The organism is Pseudomonas laurylsulfatiphila (genome assembly GCF_002934665.1).
Classification (GTDB): Bacteria; Pseudomonadota; Gammaproteobacteria; order Pseudomonadales; family Pseudomonadaceae; genus Aquipseudomonas; species Aquipseudomonas laurylsulfatiphila.
In genome coordinates, this window is sequence record NZ_NIRS01000001.1 from 86277 (window position 1) to 104921 (window position 18645).

General features: G+C 59.3%; 15 protein-coding genes. 10 read left to right on the top strand and 5 right to left on the bottom strand.

The window, feature by feature from the left end; genetic code table 11:
* The first annotated feature begins 120 nt into the window (after window positions 1-120).
* A complete protein-coding gene (locus CD175_RS00335) occupies window positions 121-1623 on the top strand; it encodes an ATPase domain-containing protein (protein WP_104447194.1) in 1503 nt (500 codons plus the stop codon).
* Window positions 1620-3290 (top strand): response regulator, encoded by a 1671-nt coding sequence (locus tag CD175_RS00340; protein WP_104447195.1) that lies wholly within the window; start codon window positions 1620-1622, stop codon window positions 3288-3290. Before CD175_RS00335 ends, CD175_RS00340 begins: the two co-directional genes overlap by 4 nt.
* Before the next feature lie 4 nt (window positions 3291-3294).
* On the opposite strand, the gene CD175_RS00345 is transcribed toward CD175_RS00340, so the two are convergent.
* The 5 genes from CD175_RS00345 to CD175_RS00365 all read right to left on the bottom strand — a co-directional run bounded on the left by CD175_RS00345 (window position 3295) and on the right by CD175_RS00365 (window position 9839).
* Window positions 3295-3672 carry a response regulator gene (locus CD175_RS00345; protein ID WP_007970583.1) on the bottom strand — a complete coding sequence of 126 codons (378 nt, stop codon included), beginning with the start codon at window positions 3670-3672 and terminating at the stop codon, window positions 3295-3297.
* 77 nt (window positions 3673-3749) lie between these two features.
* Window positions 3750-4931, bottom strand: coding sequence for a hybrid sensor histidine kinase/response regulator (locus CD175_RS00350; protein ID WP_104447196.1), 1182 nt, complete (start codon window positions 4929-4931; stop codon window positions 3750-3752).
* The gene (locus CD175_RS00355) at window positions 4925-5518 is read right to left on the bottom strand and encodes a chemotaxis protein CheB (RefSeq protein ID WP_104447197.1); all 594 of its coding nucleotides are present in this window, start codon (window positions 5516-5518) and stop codon (window positions 4925-4927) included. Before CD175_RS00355 ends, CD175_RS00350 begins: the two co-directional genes overlap by 7 nt.
* Window positions 5515-6348, bottom strand: a complete 834-nt coding sequence (locus CD175_RS00360; protein WP_104447198.1) for a CheR family methyltransferase — start codon at window positions 6346-6348, stop codon at window positions 5515-5517. The genes CD175_RS00355 and CD175_RS00360 overlap by 4 nt, the downstream gene beginning before the upstream one ends.
* Complete coding sequence (locus CD175_RS00365) at window positions 6348-9839, bottom strand: response regulator (protein WP_104447199.1); 3492 nt, start codon at window positions 9837-9839, stop codon at window positions 6348-6350. The genes CD175_RS00360 and CD175_RS00365 overlap by 1 nt, the downstream gene beginning before the upstream one ends.
* 257 nt (window positions 9840-10096) lie before the next feature.
* Between CD175_RS00365 and CD175_RS00370 the strand changes: the two genes are divergently transcribed.
* From CD175_RS00370 to CD175_RS00405, 8 genes are all read left to right on the top strand, one after another.
* Complete coding sequence (locus CD175_RS00370) at window positions 10097-10459, top strand: response regulator (RefSeq protein WP_104447200.1); 363 nt, start codon at window positions 10097-10099, stop codon at window positions 10457-10459.
* Window positions 10460-10533: 74 nt separating this feature from the next.
* Window positions 10534-11826 (top strand): glycosyltransferase, encoded by a 1293-nt coding sequence (locus CD175_RS00375; RefSeq protein WP_104447201.1) that lies wholly within the window; start codon window positions 10534-10536, stop codon window positions 11824-11826.
* 119 nt (window positions 11827-11945) lie between these two features.
* Window positions 11946-12812 carry a phosphatidylinositol-specific phospholipase C domain-containing protein gene (locus CD175_RS00380; protein WP_104447202.1) on the top strand — a complete coding sequence of 289 codons (867 nt, stop codon included), beginning with the start codon at window positions 11946-11948 and terminating at the stop codon, window positions 12810-12812.
* A gap of 72 nt (window positions 12813-12884) precedes the next feature.
* Window positions 12885-13790, top strand: coding sequence for an AraC family transcriptional regulator (locus tag CD175_RS00385; protein ID WP_104448052.1), 906 nt, complete (start codon window positions 12885-12887; stop codon window positions 13788-13790).
* A gap of 342 nt (window positions 13791-14132) precedes the next feature.
* Window positions 14133-15443, top strand: a complete 1311-nt coding sequence (locus tag CD175_RS00390; RefSeq protein ID WP_104447203.1) for an ABC transporter substrate-binding protein — start codon at window positions 14133-14135, stop codon at window positions 15441-15443.
* A gap of 151 nt (window positions 15444-15594) precedes the next feature.
* On the top strand, window positions 15595-16521 hold the full coding sequence (locus tag CD175_RS00395) for a carbohydrate ABC transporter permease (protein ID WP_104447204.1): 927 nt from the start codon (window positions 15595-15597) through the stop codon (window positions 16519-16521).
* A gap of 8 nt (window positions 16522-16529) precedes the next feature.
* Window positions 16530-17360, top strand: a complete 831-nt coding sequence (locus CD175_RS00400; protein ID WP_104447205.1) for a carbohydrate ABC transporter permease — start codon at window positions 16530-16532, stop codon at window positions 17358-17360.
* 167 nt (window positions 17361-17527) lie between these two features.
* Window positions 17528-18631, top strand: a complete 1104-nt coding sequence (locus CD175_RS00405) for an ABC transporter ATP-binding protein (RefSeq protein ID WP_104447206.1) — start codon at window positions 17528-17530, stop codon at window positions 18629-18631.
* Window positions 18632-18645: the final 14 nt, after the last annotated feature.

An 18645-nucleotide genomic window follows, 5' to 3' on the forward strand; every position in this document is an offset into this window, starting at 1 on the left:
ATCTTTTTGCGTTAAAAAAGGTTGAACGCTCGTCCCGGCCAAAGGTCAAGTGAAAAGGCAGCCCGTTGCGGCACTTCGAAGTAGCTGCCTCATTGCTCCTGGCCATGAGAGGACTCTTATTTGACTCTAAGCAACGAATTGAACCGTACCAAGGCGGCCACCGGTATCGAAGGCCTTGACGATATCCTCGATGGAGGACTGTCCCGCGGTCACGTGTTTTTACTGGAAGGCGAGCCGGGAACCGGCAAGACCACGGTGGCGCTGCAGTTCCTGTTGGCTGGCGCGCAAGCCGGCGAGCGCTCGTTATACATCACGCTGTCCGAGACCGAACGCGAGCTGCGCCAGGGTGCCTTGTCCCATGGTTGGGAGATGGACGACAACGTCCACATCTTCGAGCTGACGCCTCCGGAAAACCTGCTCAATGCCGACCAGCAGCAGACGCTGCTTTACTCCTCCGACCTTGAACTGGGCGAGGCCACCCGCCAGATTTTCGAAGTGGTCGAACGGGTCAAACCGACCCGCGTAGTCCTGGACAGCCTTTCCGAAATTCGCCTGCTGGCCCAAAGCTCGCTGCGCTATCGCCGGCAGATCCTGGCCATCAAACATTATTTCGTGCGTTACGACGCCACGGTCTTGCTGCTCGACGACCTGACCACCGAGTCCCTGGACAAGACCGTGCACAGCGTCGCCCACGGCGTGATTCGCCTGGAAGAGTTGACGCCCAATTACGGTGCCGAGCGACGGCGCGTGCGTGTGGTGAAGTACCGCGGCCAGAAATATCGGGGCGGCTTTCATGACTTCACCATCACCGGCGACGGCGTGCATGTATTTCCGCGTCTGGTGGCTGCCGAACATCGCGGCCAATACCTGCGCCAGCAATTGACCAGCGGCATCCGGGAAATGGATGCGCTGCTGGGCGGCGGTATCGAAACCGGTTCCAGCACCTTGATTCTCGGTCCGGCCGGGACCGGCAAATCGCTGATCTCCATGGTGTTCGCCGCCGCGGCGGTGGCCCGGGGTGAAAAAGCCGCGTTGTTCATCTTCGATGAAGAGCTGGGGTTGCTGTTCGAGCGCATGAAGAACATCGGCATCGATTTGCAGGCCCTGCAAGACAGCGGCAATTTGCTGGTCGAACAGGTGGACGCCGCCGAGCTGTCTCCCGGCGAGTTCTCCTACCGGGTCCGGCGCTGTGTCGACGAAGGCAATATCAAAACCGTGGTGATCGACAGCATCAATGGCTATCAGGCGGCAATGCCGGAAGAGAACGCCCTGGTGCTGCACATGCACGAGCTGTTGCTGTACCTCAATCGACAAGGCGCCGCGACCTTCATGACGGTTGCCCAGCATGGCCTGGTCGGCGATATGCAGACCCCGGTCGACATCACCTACCTGGCCGATACAGTGATCCTGCTGCGTTACTTCGAAGCCCTGGGCAAGGTACGCCGGGCCATTTCTATCATCAAGAAACGCACCGGCAGTCATGAATCGACCATCCGTGAATACCGCATCAGCGCCCAGGGCATGACCATCGGCGAACCGCTGGAAGCCTTCCAGGGCGTACTGCGCGGAGTGCCCACCTATCTCGGGGCGAGCAACCCCTTGCTTGCGGAAGATATCCGGTGACTGCGGTGCTGGCGACACCCGAGCGCACCCTCATCCTTGCGCCGCGAGGGCGTGACAGCCAGATTGCCTTGATGATGCTCAACGAAGCCGGGTTTCACGGGGTGATCAGCCAGGACCTGCCGGGGCTGTGCGCCGAGTTGGAACTCGGTGCCGGCCTGCTGCTGATTTCCAGCGAAGCGCTGCTGGGCAGTGATCTCGAACCGCTGATCCGGCTGATTGAACAGCAGCCCGCGTGGTCGGACCTGCCGATCGTGTTAATGACGCACCATGGCGGCCCGCAACAGAATCCGGCATCCCGTTTCGGCCCGCAATTGGGCAATGTCACCTTCCTCGAACGGCCCTTTCACCCGATCACACTGATCAGTCTGGTCACCACCGCCTTGCGCGGACGGCGACGACAGTACGAGGCCAGGGATCGGCTGATCGACCTGAGCCAGAGTGAATTGCGCCTGCAAAACACCCTCGAAACCCTCGAGCAGCAGGTGGAAGAGCGCACCGCGCAACTGCGTCACAACGAAGAGGCGCTGCGCCAGTCGCAGAAAATGGAAGCCGTCGGCCAGCTCACCGGCGGCATCGCCCATGACTTCAACAACATGCTGACCGGCATCATCGGCAGCCTGGAATTGTTGCGTCGACGCCTGGCCCGGGGGCGTACCGAAGACCTGGACAGCCTGATCGACCTGGGGGTGACCTCGGCCAACCGCGCGGCGGCCTTGACTCACCGCCTGCTGGCGTTTTCCCGCCGCCAGTCGCTGGACTCCAAACCCGTGGAGATGAATGCCCTGGTGATCTCCATGGATGAACTGCTGCAACGCAGCATCAACGAAAGCATTCGCCTGGACATGCAACTCGATGAGCAGCTCTGGGTAGCCGAAGCCGACCCCAATCAACTGGAAAGCGCCCTGCTCAACCTGGTGATCAACGCCCGCGACGCCATGCCCAATGGCGGCAGGCTGGTGGTCTCTACCTCAAACCGGCACCTTGACGAGGACTTTGCTCAGTCCCAGAGCAATCTCGATGCCGGTGATTACGTGGTGCTCAGCGTCACCGACACCGGTTGCGGCATGGCACAAAGCATCGTCAACCGGGCCTTTGACCCGTTCTTCACCACCAAGCCCATCGGCCAGGGCACCGGGCTGGGTTTGTCCATGATCTATGGCTTCAGCAAGCAGTCAGGCGGTCATGTCGTCATCCACAGCGTAGTGGGCGAAGGCACCACGGTGAGTCTGTTTCTGCCACGCTTTGGAGGTGACCTGCCTCAGGAGCATCCGGTCAATGTCGAACACCCGCCCTTCGCCAACCATGGCGAAACGGTATTGATCGTCGAGGACGATCCGGCGGTGCGGGTGCTGGTCAGCACGGTGTTGAGCGACCTGGGTTATGCCTTCGTCGAAGCCTGTGATGGCGATAGCGCGGTGCCGATACTCGATTCGGCCCAGCGCATCGACCTGCTGATCAGCGATGTCGGCCTGCCCGGCATGAATGGCCGGCAACTGGCGGAAATCGGCCGGCAGTTGCGGCCCGATCTCAGGGTGCTGTTCATCACCGGCTACGCCGAGCACGCCGCAGTGCGCGGCGGGTTCCTCGATCCGGGCATGCAGATGATCACCAAGCCGTTCACCTTCGATCTGTTGACGGCGAAGGTGCGGGAGATGATCAGCGCCTGAATGCTTACGAAAGCATGTCCTGCATCAGTTCCTGCAATTTATCCAGATCGAATGGTTTGTCCAGGATCGGCGCCTTGCGCGTGATCGGGCTGTCGGTCTCACGGATTTCCTGGGCGTAGCCGCTGATGAAGATCACCTTGAGTTCCGGTCGCAGCTTCACGGCGGGTTCGGCGATCTGCACGCCGGAGATTCCACCGGGCAGGCGGAAGTCAGTGATCATCATGTCCAGGTGGGGTTTGCTCGCCAGGATTTCAAACGCCTGTTCGCCGTTTTCGGCCTGCAATACGCGATAACCCTCGCCCGACAGGTAAGCGGACAGCACCATCAGAATCGAGGGATCGTCCTCGACAACGAGTACTACGTCTTGTGCATCTTCGCTCATGGGAAGCCTTTGTTCGGTCAATTGCTGCTGATACGACCGTGGGGTCGATCAGAGGTTGCGTTTATCTGGCTGTTTTCCTACAGCGGCAGACAAACGCGAAACAAGGCGCCCTCGCCAATCCGGCTCTGGACGGTGATTGTACCGCCATGGGCGGTCACGATCTGTTCTGAAATAAACAATCCCAGGCCCAGTCCGGCGACGGCCTGTCTGGCCGATACGCGCTCGAACTGTTGGAATATGCGCGTCTGGTTTTCTTCGCTGATCCCGATCCCCTGGTCGCGCACGTCGACCAGCGCCTGGCCTCCTTCACTGTATACCTTCACCGAGACCGGGCTCTTGGCCCCGTAGCGCAAGGCATTGGTCAACAGGTTGGATATGACCTGTTCAATACGAAATTCATCCCAGTTTCCGATCACCGGTTGCTCGGCATCGAGGGTGACCGACGTCTCGGCGGCGTCGATCTGCCGGGAAAAGTTGTGCAGCAAATCGCGAACCAGCGTCGAAAGATCGAACCGCGTCGGCCGGATCGACAGCTTTCCGGTGCGAATGCGCGAGACATCGAGCATATCCTCGATCAAGCGAATGAGGCTTTTGATCTGCCGCTCGTCGCGGTCGACCATGGCGTGCATCTTGTCCAGGGTGAAGGCGGCGGCGTTGTCCCGGGCCAGGTGCATCTTGCGCAGCTGGGTTTCAAGGATCAGGCCGTTGAGCGGCGTGCGCACTTCGTGGGCGACGATGGACATGAAGTCATCGCGCATGCGCACCGCCTGTTGCAGTTCCAGCTGGGTGTTCTGCAGTTGCTTGAGCAGGGCTTCCTGTTCGCGGCGACTTTGCTCAAGGGCCAGCACTTGTTCCTTCATCGCCTTGCTCTGGCGGTACAGGTCGACGAACACATTGACCTTGCTCTTGACCGCGTGGATGTCCAGTGGCTTGTGCAGAAAGTCCACGGCACCGCTTTCATAGCCCTTGAACGCGTAGTCCATTTCACGCCCGGCGGCGCTGACGAAAACGATCGGGATGTTCTTGGTTTTTTCGGTGCCGCGCATCAACTCGGCCAGCTCGAAGCCATTCATGCCCGGCATTTGCACATCGAGGATGGCCATGGCGAATTCATGCTGCAACAGCAGTGACAAGGCTTCGTCGGCGGACAGCGCCTTGTACACAATCCGGTCCTCACGCTTGATCAGCGCTTCGAGCGCCAGCAGATTTTCCGGCAGATCGTCCACGATCAGCAGTTTGGCCTGGATATTACTCAGCATGCGATTCGTTCCATCTCGACAAGCAGACGGCCGATGCCGCGTACAGAAAGTATGTGGTCTGGCCGGTGCATGTCCAGCGCAGCCTGGGGCATGGTGGCGACCTGAGCCTCTTGCGGGTCTTGCACGATGGTGATGCCACCGCGCTGTTTGACCTGGGCCAGCCCGCGCGCGCCATCGCGGTTGGCGCCTGTGAGCAAGACTGCAGCGAGCCCGGTCCCGTAGGCATCGGCAGCCGATTCGAACAGGTAATCGATGGCGGGTCGCGAATGATGCACTCGAGGCTCCAGGCTCAGGGAAAAGCTGCGATCCCGCTCCACCGACAGGTGATAACCGGGCGCGGCGAAATACAGCGTGCCGGCCTCGACCGCGGTCTTGTCGCACGCCTCCAGCACCGGCATGGCAACACGGCGGGCAAACACATCCGCCAACTGGCTGCGGCGTTCGTCCGGCAGGTGCAGCACGACAATAATCGGCAACGCAAAACCTTCGCGCAGCGGGCCGAGGATGTTCAACAGCGCCTCAACGCCACCGGCGGAGGCACCGATCACGATCGCTTCGATAGCTGACAGGTTCGTTGCACTGTTCATGTTTTTCGATAGATCCGTTCTTGTTTGACCAGCGGCTCGAATTCATCGCCAAAAGCCGAGAAATCCGGGGTTTCCTTGCTGCCCAACACCAGGAAACCGCGATGGCAGAGGGACTCATGAAACAGTCCGAACGCCCGATCCTGAAGTTTTTTATTAAAATAAATCAAAACGTTACGACATGAAATTAATTGAGTTTCGGAGAACACACTGTCCGTCGCCAGGCTGTGATCGGCGAAGGTCACATTCTCGCGCAATGTCTTGTCGAAAATCGCGTACCCATAGGCCGCCGTATAGTAGTCGGCAAACGAACACTGGCCACCGGCCTGCTGGTAATTAGCAGTGTAGGCACGGACGTTCTCCATCGAGAAAATCCCTTGCTTGGCTTTTTCCAGGGAGCGCGGATTGATGTCGGTCGCGTAGATGATCGTTCGGTCGAGCAAGCCCTCTTCGCGCAACAGAATGGCCATCGAATACACCTCTTCCCCGGTGCTGCATCCGGCGATCCAGATCTTGATCGAAGGGTAGGTTCGCAGCAGCGGTACCACTTCCTTGCGGATGGCCAGGAAGTGCGAGGGGTCACGAAACATTTCGCTGACCGGGATGGTCAGCAATTGCAGCAATTGCATGAAAGCGGCCGGATCGTGCAGGACCTTTTCCTGCAACGCCGAAATGGTCTGGCACTCGAACTGACTCAACGCATGGTTGACCCGACGCTTGATCGACGCGCCGGAGTAATCGCGAAAGTCGTAGCTGTACTTGAGGTAAATCGCCTCGATCAACAAGCGCAATTCGATTTCGCTGCTGCGCTCCCCTGAAAAATGGCGCTCCACTAGATGCGTTCCATCTTCGGTAACCACACGCGAATCAGCGAAAACAGGCGGTCCAGGTCGATGGGCTTGGCCAGGTAGTCGTTGGCGCCGGCTTGCAGGCAGCGCTCCTGATCGTCCTTCATGGCCTTGGCCGTCACCGCGATGATCGGCAATTTGCGCCAACGCGGGACCTTGCGGATTTCAACGGTGGCTTCAAAGCCATCCATCTCCGGCATCATCACGTCCATCAACACCAGATCGATGTCCTCCACTTCATTGAGTCGTTCAATCGCTTCCCGGCCGTTGCGACCAATGACCACGACTGCGCCCTTTTGCTCCAGTGCACTGGTGAGGGCGAAAATGTTGCGCACATCATCATCCACCAGCAGCACCTTGCGGCCTTCGAAGACCCGGTCGCGACTGCGGGCGACCTTGAGCATCTTCTGCCGGTCATGGGACAACCGTGATTCGACTTTGTGCAGAAAAAGTGTCACCTCGTCCAGCAGCCGCTCCGGCGAACGCGCGCCCTTGATGATGATCGAACGCGAATACTTGCGCAGTTCAGCCTCTTCATCGCGGGTCAGGTTGCGCCCGGTATAGACGATGACGGGCGGAAAGGAGCAGATGTCTTCGGTGGACATGCGCTTGAGCAAGTCGTTGCCGAGCATGTCAGGCAGCTTGAGGTCGATGATCATGCAATCGAAGACCGACGTGCGCAGCAGGTCCAGTGCCTCCTGCGCCAGGCCAACGGCGGTGATCTCTATATCATCGTCGCCGATCAGGCGGGCAATGCTGTCGCGTTGCAAGTCGTCGTCCTCGACCAGCAGCACACGTTTGACCTTCTGGGTCAGCTTGGCCTCAAGGCGCGCAAATACGTCCTTGAGTTCCTCGCGGGTGGTGGGTTTGACCGCATAGCCGATGGCGCCCATGTGCATCGCCGCCTCGACCCGGTCTTCGACCGAAATCACATGCACCGGGATGTGCCGGGTTTCGGCGTGCTCCTTCAGGCGTTGCAGCACGGTCAGGCCGGAATGATCCGGAAGCCGCATGTCCAGCAGGATCGCGTCGGGGATGAACGCCTTGGCCAGGTCGTAGCCTTCGTCGGCGCCATGGGCCACCAGGCACTGATAACCCAGCTCATGGGCAAGGTCGTAGAGGATGTGCGCAAAGTTCGACTCGTCCTCCACCACCAGAATGCAGCGGCTGGTGAACGGCCCTTTGTGGCGGTCGTCGTCGAAACGCGCAATGTCGACTTCGGCCATCAGTGGCGACAACGTGGGCGGCACTGCATTCGGCGCAGCCGCCACCGCAACCGCTCGCATCGGCTCGACAGGCACTTCGCCCGGTTCGACGTACTGCTGCGGCAAGACCAGGGTGAACACACTGCCCTGCCCCGGCTTGCTGGTCACGCTGATGGAACCGCCGAGCAACGCGGCCAGATCGCGGGAGATCGACAGGCCCAGCCCGGTGCCGCCGTAACGCCGATTGGTGGTGCCATCGGCCTGACGGAAGGCTTCGAAAATGCTGTCGTGCTGATCCGCCTCGATACCGATCCCGGAATCGCGGATGCTGAACGCGATGCCGTCATTCGGCGCCGCGGCGACGGACAGGCCGACGCTGCCGCTTTCAGTGAACTTCACGGCGTTGGACAACAGGTTCTTGAGCACCTGCTCCAGGCGCTGGCGGTCGGTGAACAGCATCGGCGGCGCGCCGTCCAGCAAATCCACCTGGAAATCCAGCTGCTTGTCCGTGGCCAATGGTTGGAACAGGCCGCGCAGGCCATCGACCAGGCGCGCCACGCTGGTGTTCTCCGGACGGATTTCCAGCTTGCCGGCCTCGACTTTGGAAATGTCCAGAATGTCGTTGATCAGGTTGAGCAAGTCATTGCCGGCGGAGTAGATCGACTCGGCGAACTTCACTTGCTCGGCCGTGAGGTTTTCTTCCGGGTTTTCCGCCAGCAGCTTGGCCAGGATCAACGAACTGTTGAGCGGCGTGCGCAGCTCGTGGGACATGTTGGCGAGGAATTCGGACTTGTACTTGCTCGAACGCTGCAATTCCAGCGCGCGCTCTTCGAGCTGGATCTGCGCCTGATTGAGTTCGGTGTTCTTCAGGTCCATGGCGTCGCGTTGCTCGGCCAGCACTTCAGCCTGCTCGGCGAGTTGTTCGTTGGTCTGCTCCAGCTCCACCTGCTGGGTTTCCAGGTGCGCCTGGGACTCCTTGAGCACCCGCGACTGTTCTTCGAGCTCTTCGTTGGCGGTCTTGAGTTCTTCCTGCTGCACCTGCAACTCTTCATTGAGTTGCTGAGTTTCGGCCAGCACTTCCTGCAGGCGATGGCGATAGCGTGCGGCCTCGATGGACGTGCCGATGTTGCTGGCAATCAACTCCAGCAACGCAACATCGCGGTCATCCAGCGGACGCAGGAAACCCAACTCGATCACACCATTGACCCGGCCGTCGTCGCTGGTCGGCACCACCAGCACACTGCGCGGCAATCCGTCACCGAGGCCGGAGCTGACCTTGAAATAATCCCCCGGCACCTCGTCCAGGCGAATCAACCGCGCCTGCTGCGCCACCTGACCGACAATGCCTTCATCGCTGTAAATCTGCTGATCCCGCTCTTCCTGTTCGCGGGAAAAACCGTAGCTGGCGATGCGCCTGAGACCGCCGTGGTCTTCCCGAACATAGAGCGCCGCCACGGCAGTACCGAGGTACTGCGCGCAAAATTGCAGGATGTTGCGTCCCAGCAGGTTCAGGCTCAACTGTCCCAGCACCTGCTCGGCGAGCTCGGTCTGACCGTTGCGCAGCCAGGCCTGTTGCTCCAGGCGCTGGGCACTGGCTTGTTGGGCGGCGAGATTGACGCTGTAGCTTTGCGACAGGCTGAGCAAATCACGCCGCCCGACGTACGCCAGCAAGCCACTGACACCGGCGATGAACAACAGATAGAGGCTGATGCTCCAGACCGTGGTGCGGCGCACCTCATCATTGCGCGTGGCGCGCAACTGTTGTTCGGTATCGATCACCTCCTCGAACTGCTTGCGAATTTCATCGGTCAGGCGTTTGCCGCGCCCGGCCTTCACTACCGAGCGATAATCACCGCTGCTGCGCTGCAAATCGATCAACGATTGCGCATAGCTGGCCCACTCCTGTTGCAACGCCTGCAACCGCAGCAAGCGGTCGGTCTGCACAGGGTTGTCGGCGGTCAGCTCGAGCAAGGTGTTGAGGGCCACGGCAACCCGCGGCTTGGCGGTTTCGTAGGGATCGAGGAAATGCTCGTCGCCACTGAGCAGGAAACCGCGCATCCCGGTTTCCAGGTCCACGGTCAGCTTGACCGCTTCATTGGCGTTATTGATCACCCGGTCGGTGTGTTCCACCCACTGGATCGTCGACAGCAGATACGTGATCAGCGAAACGAAGAACACCGCGCTGATAAGGCCCAGACCCAACGGCAGGCTGATATTGCGGCTCAGGAGTTTACGAAATCGTTGCTCATCAACCGAGGACGCGGAGGTCATGGGGCAGGCCTTGTCGAACTGTCAGGATGCAAGGAGTTTGCCCCAAAACTGGCACATTGATCCATTTTTCTGACATGTTTTCGCGCAAACTCCTACATTCCGCTGCGCCCGCGTAAAACGGCGGGTTATCCTTGCTGACCTGCGTCGCATTCTTTTTTGCGCCACCTCGGGAACTTGTCTGGATCTGCCACTTACTGATGCAAGAGGCCGGTGGATTTCCAGCGACCGGCAATGCCAATCTTTTCAGGAAGTCCACTATGTCATCCGCCAACCCCCACACCATCCTCGTCGTCGAAGACGATGCCATCGTGCGCATGCTGATTGTCGACGTACTGGAGGAGCTGGAGTTCAAGGTGCTGGAAGCCGAAGGCAGCGAACAGGCACTGGAGACGCTCAAGGACTCGAACCAACACATTGACCTGATGATGACGGATGTCGGCCTGCCGATCATGGATGGCCGCGAACTGGCCAAAGAAGCACGTGTCTTGCGTCCTGCCCTGCCCATCCTGTTTGCCAGCGGTTATGCCGAAAGCATCGACGTGCCCGCCGACATGCACGTGATCGGAAAACCCTTCTCCATTGATCAGTTGCGCGACAAGGTCAAAGGCATTCTCGAGTGACCTGGCGACCCACTGTGGTTTAATGCGCGCCTTTTTCGTCCCTGCCCTGTCTTCGTTTCAAGGAAATTCCCTACATGATTGAGCCCCGCGCAACCAAAGTCCTGGTCATTGGTTACGTCTGGCCCGAGCCCCGCTCTTCCGCGGCCAGCGGGCATGTCATGCAGATTCTCGAGGTTTTCCTGCAGCAAGGCTGGGATATCACCTTCAGCAGCCCGGCCGGTTTCGGCGAACAGCGCGCAGACCTGACGGCGCTGGGTATTCGTGAAGTACCCATCGAGCTGAACAACAGCAGTTTCGACACGTTCATCAGTGAACTGGCGCCGGACATCGTGTTGTTCGATCAATTCATGATGGAAGAACAGTTCGGTTGGCGGGTCGAGAAGTATTGCCCCGATGCCTTGCGCGTGCTGGAAAGTTGCGACTTGCAAAGCCTCAGGCAGGCTCGGCATCAACGCCTCAAGGAGCGCTTGAAGGCCAGTGAAGACAACAATGACTTCAGCGGCCTGTTCGCCCCGGCATCGCGTGAAGAGTTTGAACACATGGCCAATACCGATCTGGCGAAGCGCGAGATCGCCTCGTTTTATCGTTGTGATTTGACGCTGATGGTTTCCGAAGTGGAAATCGAATTGCTGGTCGAGCAGTTCAGAATTCCGCGCAGCCTGTTGCACTGGTGCCCATTGATGGTCGACCTGCCGACCCGTGCGCCGGTAGCGTTCGAAGACCGGGCACACTTTCTTCATATCGGCAATTTTCGCCATGCGCCCAACTGGGATGCGGTGCTCTGGTTGAAAACCGCGATCTGGCCGCTGATTCGCGAGCAATTGCCCGGTGCCCAATTGCATATCTACGGCGCCTATACACCCCCCAAGGCGACCGCCCTGCATAACCCGGCCCAGGGTTTTCATGTAATGAACTGGGCGCAGGACGCCCTGCAAGTCATGTCGTCGACACGGGTCTGTATGGCGCCTCTGCGTTTTGGCGCTGGAATCAAAGGCAAGATTGTCGATGCGATGCTCTGCGGCACACCGAATGTGACAACGCCCGTCGGTGCAGAAGCGATGCATGGCGAACAAGCGTGGCCCGGTGCAGTGACCCGTTCCGCACACGAGTTCGCCGATCAGGCGGTGGAACTGCACAACGACAAGACGCGCTGGCTCGATGCCCAGGCGCACGGGCAAACCCTGCTTGCCAGTCGCTACCGCAAATCCGTTCATGGCCCGGCCTTGATCCAGCGGCTGGTCGATTGCCAACGGGATCTGGCCAACATCAGGCGAGACAACTTTACCGGCAGCATGCTGCGTCATCATCAGCACAAGAGCACTCAATACATGGCGCAATGGATAGAGGCGAAAAACAGCCAGCAATAACAATATCCCGAAACACTAACAACTTGTGCAGTGCCTGACTTGCGACCAAGAATAAATCGCCCGACATCAAACCTGATAGTCGGGCGTTTCTTTATTCTTACATAGCAACGGACTGCACTATGACAAATTCTTACCCCTACAAAAACTGGATGTCGACGACATCTTCAATTGACAAGTTAACCCTCCTGGAACTGGTCTGGCCCGGCGCCCATAATTCGGGAGTGGATTATGACTTCTCTTACCCGATCCACGTTCAACCCGCCAGTCACTGGTTCGTCTGCCAGGATGGACCCTTTATCCAGCAGCTCAACGAGGGTGTCCGGGCACTCGACTTGCGATTTCATTCAGACGAGCACTGGCTGGGAGTCAAGAAGTTCCATACGTTTCACGGTTTCAAGCTGCTCAGGGGGCGGTCGTTGAGTGAGTTGTTCAAGAGCCTGGACTTTTTCCTCAGTGAAAACCCGGATGAGTTCGTCGTGCTGGATATGCGCGAACTCAAAGGCCTTGATGAAAAAAGTTTCGACTACACAGGCTTTCATGAGGCCATCATGAGTGAACTGGGCACGCGATTGATTCCGCGAGAAAACCGTTATTTGACACTGGGCGCACTAAAGAAAATAAATCCCCTGCAAAGAATCGTAGTTGCCGCCGATTGGCATCCGGACTTCAACTCTCCCCTGTATTGGCCAAAAATCCCGGTTGAATGGAGTGGCAACGACATTACTTCCCCCGAAGAGTTAAGGCAGCATATTGAAAGAACACTGAATAACCCGCCCGAGGAAAACACGCTCTGGTCGTTATCCGCCACCAGTTATGGAGAACTGGCCGGTGTAACACGAATCACCCGGGAATTGAACGAGTGGTTTGCTCCGGACACTGGATGGGCGCAGAAGTGCAGCATCATCAGTGCCGACTTTATTGGAGCGACACGACTGGTCAGCTATTGCCGGGAAATCAACCTTTCCAGAGGCCAGAGCAAGAAGTAAGGCCGGGGAACTGGAACTGTCGTGGGCGGGGGTGCATGATTGGCGCCTGAAAACAACAAGACCACACTGGACATGACCCGCACCGCCAGAGTCACGGATCCTTCCTATGAGTTGATGGACGACCACAATGGCTTGTCCATCATCTACCGCCAGCATGGTTTTCCCTGCCCGCTGGTGCGCTGGCATTTTCACAAGGAATACGAGTTGCACCTGATCGTCGCCAGTTCCGGCAAGGTGTTCATTGGCGATTACATCGGTAACTTCTATCCGCAATCCCTGTTCCTGACTGGCCCCAACCTGCCCCACAACTGGATCAGCCAGGTAGCCGAGGACGAAGTGGTGCCCAAGCGCGACATGCTGGTCAACTTCACCGACGAGTTGTTCGACAGCGGCTATCAAGTGTTCGCCGAGCTCAAGACCCTGGCACCCTTGCTGGAACGCGCGCAGTACGGCATCGAGTTTCGCAGCAAGCACACCATCGCCCAGGCCATGCAGTTGATGCAGCGCATTGCCGATACCAGCGGCATTACCCGGCTCGGGCACTTCTTTATCCTGCTCGAATTGCTCGCCGCCACCGACGACTACCAATTGCTCTCCGGCGCCACGACGCCGCAACTGGCCGACGAGAACAACATCGATCGCACCAACCGCGCAGTGGATTACATCTTCGCCCATTACGCCCGGGACTTGACGCTGGAGGAAGTCGCCGAACATCTGGGCATGAAGCCCACGTATTTCAGCCGCGTATTCAAGCAGGCCACCGGGCGCAATTTCATCGAATTCGTCAATCGCCTGCGCATCAGCAAGTCCTGCGAGTTGCTGGCCGATGGCGACAAACCGGTCACGGACGTGTGCTTCGAATCCGGCTTCAACAACATTTCCAACTTCAACCGGCGCTTCCAGCAGCTCAAGGGTATGACGCCTTCGCATTACCGGCGATTGGTGGTGCAGCGGTTGACCGAGCAGAATCTGAGCTGACACCTCAATTCCCTGTGGGAGTTGGCTTGCCCGCGATAGCGGTCTCCCATCCAGCATTGTGGGTGACTGATACACCGCCATCGCGGGCAAGCCCGCTCCCACAGGTACAGCACCAAGCATTGAAACCTGTACAGATTCAATGCCGCCCCATTGCTGAGAAGCCCTTCCCTGCGTCTACAGCCAAAAATTCCAGTGCAAAAAAGTATCAGTTGAAGTGCGATGGATGATTTGTCTCGCCCTCCAATGAAGGTTGTAATCAGTGCACATTCTTCCTGCCTTCGGAAGACACAAAAACAATAACTGTCCTTCTGTAACCCGCCGGGTGCAGAAAAGGAGTGCACGATGCAACCTTCGGTAAAAGCCCTGCTTGCCCTCACCTGCATGACCCTCAGCAGCGTCAGCCTTGGCGCCCAGACCCTGACCATTGCCACCGTCAACAACAGCGACATGATCCGCATGCAAAAGCTCTCGAAAACCTTCGAGGCCGAGCACCCGGACATCAAGCTCAATTGGGTGGTGCTCGAAGAAAACGTCCTGCGCCAGCGCCTGACCACCGACATCGCCACCCAGGGCGGGCAATTCGACGTGCTGACCATCGGCATGTACGAAGCGGCACTCTGGGGCGCCAAGGGCTGGCTGGAGCCGATGAAGGATTTACCGGCCAGCTATGCCCTGGACGACGTGTTCCCGTCGGTGCGCGAAGGCCTGTCGGTCAAAGGCTCGCTGTACGCCCTGCCGTTCTACGCCGAAAGCTCGATCACCTATTACCGCACCGACCTGTTCAAGGACGCCGGCCTGAGCATGCCCGAGCGCCCGACCTGGGAGCAGATCGGTGAGTTCGCCGCCAAACTCAGCAAACCGGACCAGGAACAGTACGGCATCTGCCTGCGCGGCAAGGCCGGCTGGGGCGAGAACATGGCGCTGATCACCACCGTCGCCAACGCCTATGGCGCGCGCTGGTTCGACGAACAGTGGCAGCCGGAATTCAACGGGCCAGAGTGGAAGAATGCGCTGAACTTCTACGTCGATACCATGAAGAAATCCGGTCCGCCGGGTGCATCGAGCAACGGTTTCAACGAAAACCTGGCGCTGTTCAACAGCGGCAAATGCGCGATCTGGGTCGATGCCAGCGTCGCCGGCTCGTTCGTGACCGACAAGACCCAGAGCAAGGTCGCCGATCACGTCGGTTTCACCTATGCGCCGCATCAGGTCACTGACAAGGGCTCGGCCTGGTTGTATTCCTGGGCGCTGGCCATTCCGACCAGTTCCAAGGCCAAGGACGCGGCGAAAACCTTCAGCGCCTGGGCCACCTCCCGGGAATACAGCGCACTGGTCGCGGAAAAAGACGGCATCGCCAACGTGCCGCCGGGCACCCGGGCCTCAACCTACAGCGAGGCATACATGAGTGCCGCGCCGTTCGCCAGGGTTACGCTCGAATCGCTCAAGGCCGCTGACCCGGGCAAGCCGACGCTGAAACCGGTGCCTTTTATCGGCATCCAGTTGGTGACCATTCCCGAGTTCCAGGGCATTGGTACCCAGGTCGGCAAATCCTTCTCGGCGGCGCTGATCGGCCAGACCACGGTCGACCAGGCATTGGCGGCGGCCCAGCAAACCACCGAGCGCGAAATGAAGCGCGCCGGGTATCCCAAGTAACCCAAAGCCCGCTCTCGCCTTCTGTGGGAGCGAGCCTGCTCGCGAAGAGGCCGGTACAGCCAACGCATTTTCGTGACTCAAACATCGCATTCGCGAGCAGGCTCGCTCCCACAGGTGATCTTCATTGCCTGTCCCCAATCGGTTTAACGCCATGAATACATCAACTGCCAAAGCTCACCTGGACATTGCCCTACCCCTGCGCAAAAGCCGCGGGGCCAATCCCGGCTGGTTTCTGGTCAGCCCTTCGGTGGCACTGCTGCTGTTGTGGATGATCGTACCGCTGGGCATGACCCTCTACTTCTCGACGATTCGCTACAACCTGCTCGACCCCGGCGAGAACGCGTTCGTCGGGCTGGAGAACTTCACCTACTTCCTCACCGATTCAGGCTTCCTGCCCGGCGCCACCAACACCCTGTTGCTGGTGGGCAGCGTGCTGTTGATCAGCGTGGTGTTCGGTGTGCTGATCAGTGCACTGCTGGAGGCCAGTGAGTTTTTCGGTCGCGGCATCGTGCGGGTCATGCTGATCTCGCCTTTTTTCATCATGCCCACGGTCGGCGCGCTGATCTGGAAGAACCTGATCTTCCACCCGGTGTCGGGGATTCTCGCCTACGTCTGGAAACTGTTCGGCGCACAACCGGTGGACTGGCTGGCGCACTACCCGCTGCTGTCGATCATCATCATTGTCTCGTGGCAATGGCTGCCGTTCGCCATCCTGATCCTGATGACCGCCATGCAGTCCCTCGACCAGGAACAGAAAGAAGCCGCACGCCTGGACGGTGCCGGCCCCATCGCGATCTTCTGGCACCTGACCCTGCCGCACCTGGCAAGACCGATTGCGGTGGTGGTGATGATCGAAACCATCTTCCTGCTCTCGGTGTTCGCCGAAATCTTCACCACCACCAACGGCGGCCCCGGCTACGCCTCGACCAACCTCGCCTACCTGATCTACAACCAGGCGCTGGTGCAGTTCGATGTCGGCATGGCCTCGGCGGGCGGCTTGATCGCGGTGGTCATTGCCAACATCGCGGCGATCATTCTGGTGCGGATGATCGGCAAAAACCTGACCGACAAAGCCTGAGGCCTGCCATGACTCTTCAACAATCCCGTCGTTTGCAAAGCCTGTTGCTCGGTACGCTGGCCTGGGCCATCGCGATCCTGATCTTCTTCCCGATCTTCTGGATGGTACTGACCAGCTTCAAGACCGAAATCGAGGCCTTCGCCACGCCGCCACAGTTCATCTTCACGCCGACGCTGGAGAACTACCTGCACATCAACGAGCGCAGCGACTACTTCAGCTTCGCCTGGAACTCGGTGGTGATTTCCTTCAGCGCCACGGCCCTGTGCCTGCTGATCGCGGTGCCGGCGGCCTACTCGATGGCGTTCTACGAAACCCGTCGCACCAAAGGCACGCTGCTGTGGATGCTCTCGACCAAGATGCTGCCGCCGGTGGGCGTGCTGATGCCGATCTACCTGCTGGCCAAGAGTTTCGGCCTGCTCGACACACGGATCGCGCTGATCGTCATCTACACGCTGATCAACCTGCCGATCGTGGTCTGGATGATTTACACCTATTTCAAGGACATCCCCAGGGACATCCTCGAAGCCGCGCGGCTGGACGGCGCAACGCTGCTCCAGGAGATGCTCCGGGTATTGCTGCCGATCTCCAAGGGTGGCCTGGCGTCTACGGTGCTGCTGTCGCTGATCCTGTGCTGGAACGAGGCCTTCTGGTCGCTGAACCTGACTTCCTCGAAAGCCGCGCCACTGACCGCGTTGATTGCCTCCTACTCAAGCCCCGAAGGGCTGTTCTGGGCCAAGTTGTCGGCCGTCTCGACCCTGGCCTGTGCGCCGATCCTGATCTTCGGTTGGATCAGCCAGAAACAGTTGGTTCGCGGCCTGTCGTTCGGCGCCGTGAAATGAAGCCCCCGGATTCCTGACTCAATGCGAAACCTGTAGGAGCGAGCCTGCTCGCGATGGACGTGAACGATAACGTTGGCTGACTGGAAGAGCGCGTCGCCTGAACGCTCATCGCGAGCAGGCTCGCTCCTACAAAAAGCCTGAATATATACAAACGGAGGCCCACCACCATGGCCAACCTGAAAATCAAGAATCTGCAAAAAGGCTTCGAAGGTTTTTCCATCATCAAGGGCATCGACCTCGAAGTGAACGACAAGGAATTCGTGGTCTTCGTCGGCCCGTCGGGCTGCGGCAAATCCACGCTGCTGCGCCTGATCGCCGGGCTCGAAGAAGTCAGCGGCGGCACCATCGAACTCGATGGCCGCGACATCACCGAAGTGAGCCCGGCCAAGCGCGACCTGGCGATGGTGTTCCAGACCTACGCCCTGTACCCGCACATGAGCGTGCGCAAGAACATGTCGTTCGCCCTTGACCTGGCGGGCGTAGCGAAAGCCGAAGTGGAGAAAAAGGTCAGCGAAGCGGCGCGCATCCTCGAACTGGGGCCGATGCTGGAGCGCAAGCCCAAGCAGCTGTCCGGCGGCCAGCGCCAGCGCGTGGCGATTGGCCGGGCGATCGTGCGCAATCCGAAAATCTTCCTGTTCGACGAACCGCTGTCCAACCTCGACGCCGCCCTGCGCGTGCAGATGCGCCTGGAATTGCTGCGCCTGCACAAAGACCTGCAAGCGACGATGATCTACGTCACCCACGATCAGGTCGAAGCCATGACCATGGCCGACAAAGTCGTCGTACTCAATGGCGGCAAGATCGAGCAAGTCGGCACGCCGCTGGATCTCTATCACCAGCCCGCCAACCTGTTCGTCGCCGGTTTCCTGGGCACGCCGAAAATGGGCTTCCTCAAGGGCAAGGTCACCCGCGTCGACAGCCAGGGCTGCGAAGTGCAACTGGACGCCGGAACCCGCATCAGCCTGCCCTTGAGCGGATCCCGTCTGAGTGTCGGCAGCGCAGTGACCCTGGGCATTCGACCGGAGCATCTGGAACTGGCCAAACCGGGCGACTGCGCCTTGCAGGTCACCGCCGATGTCAGCGAACGCCTGGGCAGCGATACGTTCTGCCACGTTCGGACTTCCTCCGGCGAAGCCCTGACCATGCGCGTTCTCGGCGACCTGGCCAGCCGCTACGGCGAAACCCTGAGCCTGCACCTGGACGCGCAACACTGCCATTTATTCGATGCCGACGGCATGGCGTTGACCCGCCCGTTGCGCGTTGCTGCCTGATCCCAGAGAGACTG

What these genes read in the sequence shown, in the direction of transcription:
- CD175_RS00350 (WP_104447196.1), bottom strand. Translation starts at nt 4,931, where the DNA reads ATGCTGAGTAATATCCAGGCCAAACTGCTGATCGTGGACGATCTGCCG.
- CD175_RS00380 (WP_104447202.1), top strand. Translation starts at nt 11,946, where the DNA reads ATGACAAATTCTTACCCCTACAAAAACTGGATGTCGACGACATCTTCA.
- CD175_RS00385 (WP_104448052.1), top strand. Translation starts at nt 12,885, where the DNA reads ATGACCCGCACCGCCAGAGTCACGGATCCTTCCTATGAGTTGATGGAC.
- CD175_RS00345 (WP_007970583.1), bottom strand. Translation starts at nt 3,672, where the DNA reads ATGAGCGAAGATGCACAAGACGTAGTACTCGTTGTCGAGGACGATCCC.
- CD175_RS00395 (WP_104447204.1), top strand. Translation starts at nt 15,595, where the DNA reads ATGAATACATCAACTGCCAAAGCTCACCTGGACATTGCCCTACCCCTG.
- CD175_RS00400 (WP_104447205.1), top strand. Translation starts at nt 16,530, where the DNA reads ATGACTCTTCAACAATCCCGTCGTTTGCAAAGCCTGTTGCTCGGTACG.
- CD175_RS00355 (WP_104447197.1), bottom strand. Translation starts at nt 5,518, where the DNA reads ATGAACAGTGCAACGAACCTGTCAGCTATCGAAGCGATCGTGATCGGT.
- CD175_RS00365 (WP_104447199.1), bottom strand. Translation starts at nt 9,839, where the DNA reads ATGACCTCCGCGTCCTCGGTTGATGAGCAACGATTTCGTAAACTCCTG.
- CD175_RS00390 (WP_104447203.1), top strand. Translation starts at nt 14,133, where the DNA reads ATGCAACCTTCGGTAAAAGCCCTGCTTGCCCTCACCTGCATGACCCTC.
- CD175_RS00375 (WP_104447201.1), top strand. Translation starts at nt 10,534, where the DNA reads ATGATTGAGCCCCGCGCAACCAAAGTCCTGGTCATTGGTTACGTCTGG.
- CD175_RS00370 (WP_104447200.1), top strand. Translation starts at nt 10,097, where the DNA reads ATGTCATCCGCCAACCCCCACACCATCCTCGTCGTCGAAGACGATGCC.
- CD175_RS00405 (WP_104447206.1), top strand. Translation starts at nt 17,528, where the DNA reads ATGGCCAACCTGAAAATCAAGAATCTGCAAAAAGGCTTCGAAGGTTTT.